The following is a 13,635-nucleotide window of genomic DNA, read 5'->3' on the forward strand; positions in this document are numbered from 1 at the left end:
AGGTTATGTTAAAGTGCAGATTTTAATAAAATAACCTTAATTCTTGAGCCTATATAAATTTTAAAAAAGTTTCATATTAATAATCCTCAATTTAGAATTTCTATCCCCAAAAATAAATCTTCAAATGAGCTTCTAAATACTTTTTGTTTTTTGAAAATCAAATCGTTCTTCTACTCAATCTTTTAATATGAGTCCTAAGTGTTAGATTATTACGTTCTATAATATTAGTACAATATTTAAATCGTTTATGAATTGTTTTAGGGATTATACTCGGATAAATATACAACCGATCTGTATAAATATATGTTGGATGTAACAATAATAATTTGTTGATGAGTGGTTTTATGTTTTCACTTGTTTTTCTACCAACAAAAAAGTCGATAACTGTTTTAGTTTGTCGTTCTATAGCATAGTTAATCCAAGTAACATTTTCTTTATTGTCATTAAAACTCCAAAGCTCATCAACTTCAAATTTACAGCCGTACTACTTATCAAAAGGAATAAGAATGAAAGAACTGCCAGGGTTAGTATTTTTATCTAGGAGTTCTGTTGAGAGCAGAAAAAGAAAATTAAAACGATTGTTTAATGTAGAAAGCCAAGAAGTCAATTTTTTATTTGAGAAAGCTAGGGAGCATGGATTCATTTATTTTTTTTATTCATTAGCAAGTTAATACCAATATTTATTTAATGAAAAACCATTAAATAAATAAGGTTTTCCCTAATAATCATAAGGGTAAATTTCTTAAATGACCAATATGAGGTTCTAATTTAGTTTGATATAAAATCATATCATGAGAACTTCTTGGGACACATCAATAAAACATTTGGCAAGACACGGAATATTAAATGATATATTAACCTCAAACCAAATATCAAATATACCAAGCTCAAACCTATCTCGTTGGAGAAACGAATCTGATGACAAGTATTTATATTCAGAAATTAATCAAATAGTTAAGCAGGAAATTGAACTTATAAAGCGAATAAATCAATCTTCAAAAATTAAAAAAATAAATGAAAGTTACTTTAAGTTAACAGATAGTTTTCACAATATGATTTCTAACATTAAAGGCATAAAAACTTTACTTAAGGGTCAAAAGGGATTTATAGTAAATACAATTGATTCTCTAAAAGATGTTATTCCAATTGATAATGCTTTAAAGGTATTTAATATCTCTAGAACTGCTTATCAAAATTATAAAACCATTGTCATTCATAAATGTGAAGCATCATATTTTAAATGGTGCACTAGACGTGTTCCTAATCAATTATTACAAACTGAAGTAGAAACTATTAAAGAGTATATGCAAGATGAGCGTTATAAATCCTGGTCAAAATCATGTATCTATTTAAGAGCCATAAGAGATAATAACCTTTTTTTGCGGACTATCTACATTTTACAAATATTGTCGACTACTTGGTTTTTCTAATTTGAAAATATATAGAAAATCTAGTAGATATAATCCTAACAAAACATCAAGGCCAAATGAGATTTGGTGTGCAGATGTTACCATTTTCAAAACAGAAGATTACATAAAACACTACATCCATATCTTAATGGATCATTACTCTAAGAAAGTTATTGGATATCGTATTTAAAATAGTAGTTCTGGAAAAGCCATCAGATCTTTATTACAAGATGCTTATAAAAGGTATAAACCTGTTAATACTATGTTTCTAACAGATGGTGGATCAGAAAACGTCAATACCAATGTCTCAACACTTTTAGAATCATATAATACGATTACTCATAGAGTCACTCAACGAGATGTCGTATTTTCTAACTCGATGATTGAAGCTTTTAACAAGGTTTTAAAACATCAGTTTCTATATCCAAGAAAGATTAGTAATAGAACCACACTTGAAAAAGTAATGACAGAAGTTATACCAATTTATAATAATGAGAGACCACAATTAAAGTTAGCTGGAAATACGCCTAACGGAATTTTTATTAGTTCTCAAATTCATTTTGGAAATACACTAATGGTTTTAGAACACAAAAAGCACTTAGAATTGTTAAAAACAAACAAAATTTATGTAAGATATGTTTATAAAACTTCTTCGATAATTGAAAACTAAAAAGAGAAGCAATGTTTTTGCTTCTCTTTTTAAATTACATCCATAAAAAATCAACTCTATTTTGAGTTTGAATATTAAATCACTTATTTATAGTCAATTCCCATAAATGGGACAGTCTATTTTAAAATAATCTTGGGAATAGCAGTGCTCCCTAATTGATAATACCATTAATCAATTCACCTCTAAATATGATGATTAAAGACAGAGGAAAATGAAAATTAGTTTTCCTTACTTACTCGTTTTTAATTATTAATCTCTAAATTTGAGTTTAAACAATTCTTAAAAAAGAATAATATTATTCTGAAAAACCATTACATGCACATTTATACATTTCAACCTAAAATAGTATTGTTGTGTTTTATAATGCTTTCTTCATTTACCCTAGCACAAAATTCTATACAACCAGAAGAAATAACTATAAAAGATGGTCTTTCTCAGGGGTTTATTTCTTCAATGATTCAAGACAAAGAAGGTTTTCTTTGGTTTGGTACTAAAAATGGACTTAATCGATATGATGGAGAACATTTTCAAGTTTTTGTTAATGATAGAGAAAATCCGTATTCAATTTCGGGAGATTTTATAAGGAGTCTATATGAAGAAGGGGACTTTATACTTGTTGGAACACATCAAAAAGGATTATCAATTTATCATAAACAAAGTCGTCGATTTTATGAAATTCCTGACGAAATTTTAGGGCAAAAAGGGAGAGATATACAAGTTGCAGACTTGTTAAAAGATGTTTTTGGACGGTTTTGGTTTGTTGATAGTATTAATGATAGACTTGTACGAATTGAATTTCCTGACAATTTTTGGGAGTTATTACCTAATGATGAAAGTGTATTACACAAAGTTAAGTCAGAATCTATACCTTTTTTTGGAGTATCACTTTTTAACTTAAATAAAAACAACAACAGAATCATTGTTTGTGCTGCTAATTTAGGAGACTCTTTAGCATTATGGAATATAGATGTACAATCTCTAAAAAAAGAAAAAATAATTCCAGAACTATCAGCAAATAAAGCGAAGATAGCCAGCATTATTTTTTTTGATGAAGAACAAATCATTATTAATGAGTCAGAAGAAAAAACAGGAAACAAGAATTGGAATAGTAGAATATGGAATTATAAAAAAAATACTTGGCAAAACCCAAAGGGTTATAAAATAAAAGGAAGTTTATTGATAAATGACATCTATGTTGGTATTGGAACAAACTCTGATGAATGGTTTTTTTATAATAAAGATGACATATCACTTCCATCTTTTAAACTAGAAGAAGCATTATTTAAACTTAAGATAAAAGGAGTTAATTTAATAAGTTCATTAATTGATGGATCTGGAAACCTTTGGTTAGGAACAAACGGTTATGGTGTCCTAAAAATAACATCTCGAAAATCTAGTATTAAATCGCATGGTGATATTTATTTTGGAGCAAAACCTTATATCTCTATCGATGGAGAAATAATTGTTGATATTGGAACTAATAACAATATAAAGGCATTTTATATCTCTGGAAAAAAGCCAAAGTTTATCAAGAATGGTGTATTAGATTTTATGAATTCGCATAATTCTACTAATATTTGGAATGGAAAGGATGACGCATTGTGGGTTTCAGGAACGGAACGTTCTAGCTTTAAAGTATATCAGATTCCTAAAGGAAAAACATTACCAAAACAACCCACTTTTTTAATGTCTAGTGATGCAACTGCTTTTGGTAGAGACGACGAGAGAAATTTGGTTTTATTTGCTTCTAAAAGTGAGTTTATAAGTTATTATACACAAAATAAGCAAGTGAAAAAATACAGCTTGGAGGAAGTGTTAAACAATAAATATCAAGTCTATGATTTAGCAAAAACTAGAGATGGCCGTTGGTGGTTAGGAACATCAGGTGGGCTTTTAGAATGCCGCTTAATAGACAACAACTTTCAATTTAAATTATTTAAAGAAACAGATAACCAATCTATAGATACTAATGGTACAACATTAAACTTACTTAATAACAATATAGCATCTTTGTTAACAGACCCAAAAGATGCAAATATTTTATGGATGGGAACTAAAGGCGGTGGATTACATCGTTTAGACACAAAAGCGATGGTACTTACTTACGTAACCTCGAAAGACGGTTTGCCAAACGACGTTATTTATAGTGTACTTAATGATGATGAAGGAAATTTATGGATGAGTTCTAATAAAGGGATTATTAGTTATAATCCTTCTACAGGCAAAATTTTAAACTACACCGAAGAAGATGGCATGCAAGGAAATGAATTTAATACTTGGTCTTATGCAAAATCGCCAAACGGAGAGTTCGTATTTGGAGGTGTTAAAGGTTTAAACGTTTTTCATCCAAATAATTTACGAACAGTAAAGGAAGTACCCAATGTAAGTATTACGGGACTCTATGTAAACAATGAAAATATTTCTGTTAATAATGATAGTACAAGTATTTTAAAAAATGCCATTAATTTTACAAAAGAAATAACCCTTCCATTTTCTGAAAATTCAATTGCATTACAATTTGCAGGATTAGAATATACAGCACCAACAAAAAATAAATTTAGATATTATTTAGAAGGCATAGAAGAACCTTGGGTTCATGAAAGTGATCAAAATGAAGCATCTTACCTAAGTTTACCACCTAACAATTATACATTTAAAATTAAAGGAGCAAATGGAGATGGCGTTTGGAGTAATCAAATAACAGAGTTAAAAATCAATATTTTACCACCTTGGTATCGCACAAATTTAGCATATTTACTATACTCTGTTTTCATTGGTTTTTCAGTTTTTAAAATTTTAAAATTGCAAAAGAGCCGTATTCAATTACAGTTTAAATCTCAAGTAGAACATAGAGAAGTTGAACGTTTAAAGGAGCTAGACCAAGTAAAGTCTAAATTATACACAAATATTACCCACGAATTTAGAACACCACTTACTGTAATATCTGGTATAGCAGACCAATTAAAAAATTCGGGCAACAAAAACCTAATCAAACGTAATAGTGATCAACTATTAAATCTAATTAATCAAATGTTAGATTTAAGGAAAATAGAATCAGGGGAGATTTCAATTCAGAAAAAACAAGATGATATAATTAAATACCTTCGTTACCAAACAGAATCGCTAAAAAGTTTGGCAGAAGCACAAGAATTAACAGTCCATTTTTTATCAGATGAGAAAAGTCTATTTATGGATTTTGATGCTGAAAAAATAATGCGAATTCATTCAAACTTACTGTCTAACGCAATAAAATTCACACCTAAAGGAGGCGATATTTATGTGCAATTATCGATTGAAGAAGCAGAAGTTAATCGTGCTTTTTTAATAAAAATCAGAGATACAGGAATAGGAATTTCAGAAAAACAACTACCACGTATTTTTGAACGATTTTATCAAGTAGACGATACCTCTACTCGTAAAGGTGAAGGCACAGGAATTGGACTTACACTTGTTTCTGAGTTAACAAAAGCTATGGGTGGAGACATAAATGTAACAAGTACTAAAGATGAAGGCACAACATTTATTATAAAATTACCTATTACAAATATTGCTGAGCATAATGATACTAATGTTTTAGATATATCCAATACATCTATGATAAGTGCTATAGCACCATCTCAATTAGTAAAGACTTCTATAATTGAAAATAGCAAGCAAATACTACCTACAGTGCTAATTGTAGAGGATAATGCAGACGTAATTCACTATTTAATAAGTTGCCTTAAAGATTTCTATAACATAGAAATAGCTATGAATGGAGAAGAAGGTATTGAAAAAGCAATTACTAATGTACCAGATATTATTGTTAGCGATGTAATGATGCCTATTAAAGATGGTTTTGAACTGTGTAAAGTGTTAAAAATAGACGAGCGAACTAGCCATATTCCTATCATTTTATTAACAGCCAAAGCCGATGCAAAATCTCGGTTAGAAGGCCTGCAACGTGGTGCCGATACTTATTTAAGTAAACCTTTTCATAAAGAAGAATTATTGATTATTCTTCAAAGTAAATTAGAACTGCGTAAAACATTGCAGAGTAAATTCATGCAGTTTACTAATGAAAGTAGTTTGTCTGAAAATGAACATCAAAATAATAAGGACTTAAAGCAGCATATTGAAATTGAAGATGTATTCTTACAAAAAATTAGAACAATTATTGAAGAAGACCTTTCTAATTCAGAAATTGGTATACTACAATTAGTTAGGGGAATTGGCATGAGTCGCAGTCAAATTTTTAAGAAAGTAAAAGCATTAACAGGCAATTCACCATCAATTTATATGCGCTCTATACGCTTGCATCATGCACAAAAGTTACTAAAAACAACTAACTTTAATGTCTCAGAAATTGCATATAAAGTTGGCTTTTCTTCACCTGTTTATTTTTCTGATGTGTATTTAGAAACATTTGGGTATCGACCAACTGATGATCGTGGATAATTAAGTCTTCACATTTGTTCTGAATAACAAAACAATACTCATTGTCATTTCGACAGAACGAGGAACGAGTGACGAGAAATCTCTAGGTTTATCTTAACTAACTTGCTTATATAAGAGATTTTTCGGCTTCGTCTCTGAATGATAGCATACTCTGAATGACAATATTGAACAATACCAAGTCTTTAAAACGAAACATATTCTGTGATTTTAAACCCATAGCCTGAAGAGACACATGTCATTTCCTTCATATTTTTGCGTTATATAACAAGAATATTTCTGTATTAATATAATATCTAATTTTTAGACAAAACGTAACCTATGATTTCAAGAATAACCTACAAAATCACAATTTTACTTGTATTAATCTTTGTTAACTTTTCAGCCTGCAATAAAGACGAAGGTATAGAAAATGACGATAGTACTAATGTTAACGACACAGCCTTATCCGAAAATTGCACTTCAAACATCAACAACCCTAACCTTCCTTCAACTTGGCAACCTTGGACTTGGGATGGTTACCAAAAGTTCCCTTCATTATATTTTGCGGCAGAGCCAGATGGTTTTATGAGTACTACCCAAATGACAAAAGTGAACAGATTTAGTTTAGCCATTCTCGAATTTAGAATGGGACAATTTGTAGAAGAAACTACTACTGGCAAATGGGCAGGAGGCAATTTAGCTGGTTTTATGGAAGAGCAAGTCAATAGGCTTAAAGTCGCTAATCCAAATGGGCCACCAGTATTAGTATATAGAAGTGGTATGTGGGCAGGTTCTATGTATAATAAGCAATGGGATGCTTTGCAAGACCAAAATTTATTTTTACAAGACCAAAGGCATTGCTTTGGGTTTATAAATTACCCAATGGATGTAGATGAGTCAGGTTTTCAGACAGATTTAAAATACTGCAGATGGGATTTTAGAAAATGTGCGACACAAAATGAATTTCAATCATTAATGGTATCAGGAGCAGCAGAAAGCACAGATGGTGTCTTTTTTGATAATGCCTTTAGTGTAGCTTGCGATGAAGCTAATCATTTAAGTTATATGACTTTTGAAGCTAGAGAAGCTTTTATGAATTCGCAATTACAAGTCTATACCGAGGCTTTTTCTACTTTGGTAAATAACAATAAGTATCCTATTTTATCTACTACCAATGGGTTTTCTGATATTGGTGCACAAGTGCCATGGGAAAATGATTGCCCAGAAACTGAGGAAGCAATTCTACAAGCATTAGAAGGTATTCCTTTTGCTAGAAACAATGAATTTTGGATGTGGAATCTAGGTGAAACTGTAGCAAAACAAATGCGTAATTCTATTCGAGAAACTGAAAATGGCATACCAATTATTGTACACATGCCATATTTTCCTAACGATGGTGGCTGTTTAGAAGGCTGTAAAACACTTTCTGGAGCTTCAAAAACGTTTACACAAAACGAGTTTTTAGAATTCGGAATCGCAGCTTTTTTAGTTGCTATGGGAGAAGGTAGCTACTTTGGGTTTTCAGATATGCAGTCAGATCCAGAAGGAGGAGGATGGTTTGACCAAAGTTGGGAATACCATAATCAATACGATACTATAGTAACTGGATTACCTATTGGAGATGTTGTGGTTTCTAATAACGGAATGACATTTACAAGAACATTTGCCAATGGTGTAGTTTGGGTTAATTGTGCAGATGGCACATACAATATTGGCTTATAATATGTGAAGTCGCTTTGATTGTTATGCTAAAAGCGTGATGCATTGAGACGTTTTAATGGTAATCAAAGGTTCTCTATGTAATTTCTTCATGCCTCAAAATTACTCGAATTGACGACTCAGTAATTTTGAGTTTACAATATAAGACGGATTAAATATTTAACTATTATTAATAGCAAGGCGAGTTAACTACTAACAGAAGTGGCTCGCTTTTTTTACGCCAGCTTTTTTATATTGTCATTCAGAGTGTGCTGTCATTCAGAGCAAAGCGAAGAATCTCAATAAGACTAAAAATTAAACCTCACTATTCAAAAATGACTACGTAGGATTAAACCCAGATATCAATGCTTCTTTTTTAGTTCTGTTTTTACCTTTAATTTGCTTTTCTCTTTTAATAGCACGCTCTATCTCAAAGAAATGCTCATAATATATTATATAGAAACATTTGTATTTGGCAGTAAACACTTTTGAAAAAGGAAGTGGATTGTTATGATAATGCAGCCTTTCTTTGAGGTTATTTGTAACACCAGTATAAAGAACGGTCTTTGCTTTATTAGTTAATATGTAAACATAGTAATTATGCGTACCCTTGGTTTTTATTTAATTAAAATACAAAAATTATCCTATGTCATTCAGCATTTGTCATACAGAAGGAGCATGACAACGTGCCTGAATAATAAACCCTTTGAATAGAAAACAACGACACCTTTAATAGTCTAATTGTCAACATATTATATAATAATAATCCAAAAAAACGAAACATAGTCTGAAGTGTTTTTCTGCCCAAAACCTATAATCTGAAGTATTTGAAACATAGTATGTAGCCTAACATTGTGTTTGGTCTTCATCTTTGCAATATCAAAATAATGTTATACAGTATTTAATTTTAATGAGCAGTAAAAATAGACTATTATGAAACCTAACAACCCTATTTTAAAAAATACTTTTTTTGCTAATACTATAGCAGTAGGCAAACAAAAATTAAGTTTTTGTATTGCAATACTATGCTTGTTTGGAATAAACACAACACTTTTTGCTCAATATTTACCATGTGATGGAGCTTCAATTGGGTATCAACAACACCCTACTAACGAGCACATGTCTGCGCAAATCGATTATGTCATTGGCCCAGATATAACAAGTATTTCCTTTGAGCTTAAAGGTGCCGCAGGAGGTGATTCTGATATAGATTGTATTATAGATGTTCATCAATCAGGAGGTTCTGGTGCAACTATATTTGTTGTATTTCCAGTAGGGCCAAATATATCTGGGGTACCAATTACTAGACTTGAAGAAGGAGGTACATTAAAGATTATAGTAGGGAAGCAAGGAGATAATGGAGAAGTTGGATGTCTAGGAGATACTGAAGGAGGAGGAGGAGGGTCTACAGGTATAGCCTATTTGCCACCTGGTAAAACAGAATGGTACGTACTAGCTGTTGCAGGAGGAGGAGGAGGGTCTACTCTTCTAATTGGCGATCACCATGATGGTCATGGTGCAGTAAGTGAGCAAGCTGGCGAGAGTTGTACCAATTGTGAAGGTATGGGTCAAGGTGGTAGCCATGGATTTGGGGGACAACTTAATTCTCAAAGTTATAATGGCAATCCAGGAGCCGGAATTCTTGGTAATGCTGAAGGTGATGAAGATGTCTATAATGTTGCGCAACGAGCATTTGAGAGTTATACTACTGGTAGTCTAAATGGATACGATGGAAGTTATGATTTTGTAAAGGGTATTTTTTCACCAACAGCAGGTGAAGGAGGGCGATATGAAGGTTCTAATGGAGGTAGTGGGTTTACTGGAGGTGGTTTTGGTAAAGAAGATGGAGGATCTGGTGGAGGCTATTCTGGTGGTGGTGGTGCAAATGGATTAGGACATGGTGGAGGTAGCTGGTATTGCCAAGGTTTTGGAGTTAGTAATGCAGTAGTAATGGGTGGTGCTACAGGTGGCGGAGGTGGTCATGGCTATGCTATAATTTCTAATGTTTTAATTTCAGATACTAATGCATGTAGTGCTACCACTTATGTACCAGATAATAATTTTGAAGCGTATCTAGAAGCCAATGGAATGGGTAATGGGATTGCCAATGACGATTATGTTTCCACCGTAAATATTAATACAATAACTACATTAAATGTGGCTAACCAAAATATAGCAGACCTTACAGGCATTGAAGCCTTTGACTTATTAACAGCTTTAGATTGTCGTAATAATAGCTTAATAACATTAGATGTATCTCAAAATACTAGTTTAACAACTTTAGAGACGAGCTTTAATAGTTTAACAACATTAGATGTGTCTCAAAACCTAAGTTTAGCATATTTATATTGTCAAGAAAACGCAATTGCTAGTTTAGACTTATCTGGTAATCCAGCTATTGTTCATTTATTAGCAAACAACAATGCTCTAACCAGTTTAAATTTTAAAAACAATAACAACACCAATGTTGCAATCTACAACACAACAAATAATCCAAACCTTTCATGTATACAGGTAGATAACGCTACTTATAGTGCCAGTTGGTCAGCAGATCCTGCAAGTATTTTTAGTGAAGATTGCCTTCAATTTTTAACCTACGTCCCAGATGATAATTTTGAAGCGTATCTGGAAGCTAATGGTATGGGTAACGATATCTCTAATGATAATTATGTGTTCAAAGCAAATATTAATACAGTAACATCATTACATATACCGAACCAAAATATTGCAGACCTAACTGGTATTGAAGATTTTGCGGCTTTAGCTTCACTTAATTGTGCAAACAACCAACTTACAAATTTAGATGTAAGTCAAAATACGGCTTTAAGTGTTTTAGGATGTAATAATAACCAATTAATGGGTTTAGATGTAAGTCAAAATGCAGCTTTAAATATTTTAGACTGTTCTAATAACCAAATAATAGGTTTAAATGTTAAAAATGGGAATAATACTAGCATTATAACCTTCATTAGTATAAACAACCCAAACTTAATCTGTATAAAAGTAGATGATGCTACTTGGAGTACAGCTAATTGGCAAGGTATAGATCCTGTAAGTAGCTTTAGTGAAGATTGTCTTCAATTTTTAACCAATGTGCCAGACAATAATTTTGAAGCGTATCTAGAAACCCATGGTATGGGTAACGGTATCGCTAATGATAATTATGTATTAACTGCCAATATTAATTCAGTTACTGAATTAAATATACCAAACCAAAATATAGCAGACCTTACAGGTATTGAAGATTTTGTTGCTTTGACTAATTTGTGGTGTTACAACAATGTATTAACAAATATTGATGTAAGCCAAAATACGGTTTTACATACTTTGCAATGCGAAAATAACCAACTAGCAGGTTTAGACGTAAGTCAAAATACATATTTAAATATTTTAACTTGTAATGATAACCAATTAACAAGTTTAGATGTAAGTCAAAATACGGCTTTAAATACTTTAGGATGTAGTAATAACCAATTAACAAATTTAGATGTAAGTCTAAATATAGCTTTAACTATTTTAAAATGCAATAACAACCAATTAACAAGTCTAAATGTAAAAAACGGGAATAATAGTAATATCTCAACAGCTAGTTTTAATGCTTCTGCTAATCCTAATTTAAACTGTATAAATGTTGATGATGCTACTTGGAGTGCAATTACTTGGACAACTATAGACTCTGTTAGTAGTTTTAGCGAAGATTGTTTTCAATTTTTGCATACCAATGTTCCAGACGATAATTTTGAAGCATATCTAGAAGCCAATGGTATGGGGAATGGTATCACTAATGATAATTATGTGTTAACTGCTAATATTAACCTGGTAACCAATTTGGATGTTTCTAGTCAAAATATAGCAGAGCTTACAGGTATTGAAGATTTTATCGCTTTAACATCCTTAAACTGTAGCAATAACCAATTAACAACAATAGATGTATCAACAAATAGTGTTTTAAATGATTTTAAATGTCATGAAAATCAATTAACTGCAATAGATGTCACTCAAAATATAGCATTAACTCAATTGTGGATTTATGACAATCCAGCAATTACAACTATGGATGTTAGTCAAAACACTAACTTAGTTACTTTGTATAGCTACAATAATTCTTTAATAAATCTTGATGTTAGCCAAAATACAGCTTTAACTAATTTACACTGCGACAATAATGCCTTAACAAATATAGATGTAAGTCAAAACACAGCTTTAACTAATTTACACTGCGACAATAATGCCTTAACAAATATAGATGTAAGTCAAAACACAACTTTAACTCAATTATACTGTTCTAATAACCAATTAACAAATTTAAATGTTAACCATAACATATCTTTAACTGATTTAGACTGTTCTAATAATCTATTAACAAGTTTATATGTAAATAATAATACAGATTTAACTGGTTTAGCATGTAGTAATAACCAATTAACAACAATAGATATATTAGGAAATATTGTTTTAAATGATTTTAGATGTTATGGAAATCAATTGTCAGTAATAGATGTTACTCAAAATATAGCATTAACTCAACTGTGGCTTTATGACAACCCAACGATTACAACTTTGGATGTTAGCCAAAATACCAGCTTGGTTGCTTTATACGTATATAATAATTCTTTGACAAGTCTTGATGTTAGCCAAAATACAGCTTTAACTAATTTACGTTGTGATAATAATGCATTAACAAGCTTAAATGTAAAAAATGGGAGTAATAGTAATATCCTAACAGCTAATTTTAACGCTTCTGCTAACCCTAATTTGACATGCATACAAGCAGATAATGCAGCATACAGTACTACTAATTGGACCAATATTGATTCTGCAAGTAGTTTTAGTGAGAATTGTTATGAAACCTATGTGCCAGACAATAGTTTTGAAGGATACCTCGAAGCTAATGGTATGGGTAATGGTATAGCAAATGATGATTATGTAACAACAGCCAATATTAATACTGTAACAATATTAGATGTAGCTAACCAAAACATAACAGATTTAACTGGTATTGAGGCATTTGAAGCACTAACAGTTTTGGTATGCTCTAATAATAGCTTAGCAATATTAGATGTGTCACAAAACACCAGCTTAACAACTTTAGAGTGTAACTCGAATAGTATAACAGCATTAGATGTATCACAAAACCTAAGTTTAACATATTTATATTGTCAAGAAAACGCAATTGTTAGTTTAGATTTATCTAATAACCCTATTGTTCACCTTTTGGCAAATAACAATGTTCTAATTAGTTTAAATTTAAAAAACGATAACAATATTAACATAACATACTACAATACAACAAACAATCCAAACCTAACCTGTATAGAAGTAGATGATGCGGCATACAGCACCACCAATTGGACCAATGTAGATTCTCAAACCAGTTTTAGTGAAGATTGCGAAGCACTTCCTATAACCTATACCTATAATGGCTCATGGTTACCTAGTGAC

General features: G+C 31.2%; 5 protein-coding genes and 2 pseudogenes. 5 read left to right on the top strand and 2 right to left on the bottom strand.

The features are described from left to right. Positions 1–157: 157 nt before the first annotated feature. Positions 158–457 (bottom strand): annotated as a pseudogene (locus tag QZZ53_RS17150) (IS1 family transposase); the annotation flags it as partial. A gap of 334 nt (positions 458–791) precedes the next feature. Here QZZ53_RS17150 and QZZ53_RS14485 point away from each other — a divergent pair. From QZZ53_RS14485 to QZZ53_RS14500, 4 genes are all read left to right on the top strand, one after another. Then, on the top strand, positions 792–1,430 hold the full coding sequence (locus tag QZZ53_RS14485; protein ID WP_296385981.1) for a hypothetical protein: 639 nt from the start codon (positions 792–794) through the stop codon (positions 1,428–1,430). A gap of 241 nt (positions 1,431–1,671) precedes the next feature. Further along, positions 1,672–2,079, top strand: coding sequence for an integrase core domain-containing protein (locus QZZ53_RS14490; RefSeq protein ID WP_296385983.1), 408 nt, complete (start codon positions 1,672–1,674; stop codon positions 2,077–2,079). A gap of 315 nt (positions 2,080–2,394) precedes the next feature. After that, positions 2,395–6,516, top strand: coding sequence for an ATP-binding protein (locus QZZ53_RS14495; protein WP_296385985.1), 4,122 nt, complete (start codon positions 2,395–2,397; stop codon positions 6,514–6,516). Positions 6,517–6,834: 318 nt separating this feature from the next. Next, positions 6,835–8,217: a hypothetical protein gene (locus QZZ53_RS14500; RefSeq protein ID WP_296385987.1), complete on the top strand. Its 1,383-nt coding sequence runs from the start codon at positions 6,835–6,837 to the stop codon at positions 8,215–8,217. A 315-nt stretch (positions 8,218–8,532) separates the two neighbouring features. On the opposite strand, the gene QZZ53_RS14505 is transcribed toward QZZ53_RS14500, so the two are convergent. Continuing rightward, positions 8,533–8,814, bottom strand: a complete 282-nt coding sequence (locus QZZ53_RS14505; protein ID WP_296385989.1) for a GIY-YIG nuclease family protein — start codon at positions 8,812–8,814, stop codon at positions 8,533–8,535. A 312-nt stretch (positions 8,815–9,126) separates the two neighbouring features. On the opposite strand from QZZ53_RS14505, the pseudogene QZZ53_RS14510 reads away from it, so the two are divergent. Continuing rightward, positions 9,127–13,635: pseudogene (locus QZZ53_RS14510) on the top strand (hypothetical protein); the annotation flags it as partial.

Origin of the sequence: Winogradskyella sp. (assembly GCF_016744625.1) — a bacterium.
GTDB lineage: Bacteria > Bacteroidota > Bacteroidia > Flavobacteriales > Flavobacteriaceae > Winogradskyella.

Bases quoted from the DNA above. Each gene is read 5' to 3' on its own strand.
- QZZ53_RS14485 (WP_296385981.1), top strand. From the start codon at position 792: ATGAGAACTTCTTGGGACACATCAATAAAACATTTGGCAAGACACGGA.
- QZZ53_RS14500 (WP_296385987.1), top strand. From the start codon at position 6,835: ATGATTTCAAGAATAACCTACAAAATCACAATTTTACTTGTATTAATC.
- QZZ53_RS14495 (WP_296385985.1), top strand. From the start codon at position 2,395: ATGCACATTTATACATTTCAACCTAAAATAGTATTGTTGTGTTTTATA.
- QZZ53_RS14490 (WP_296385983.1), top strand. From the start codon at position 1,672: ATGTTTCTAACAGATGGTGGATCAGAAAACGTCAATACCAATGTCTCA.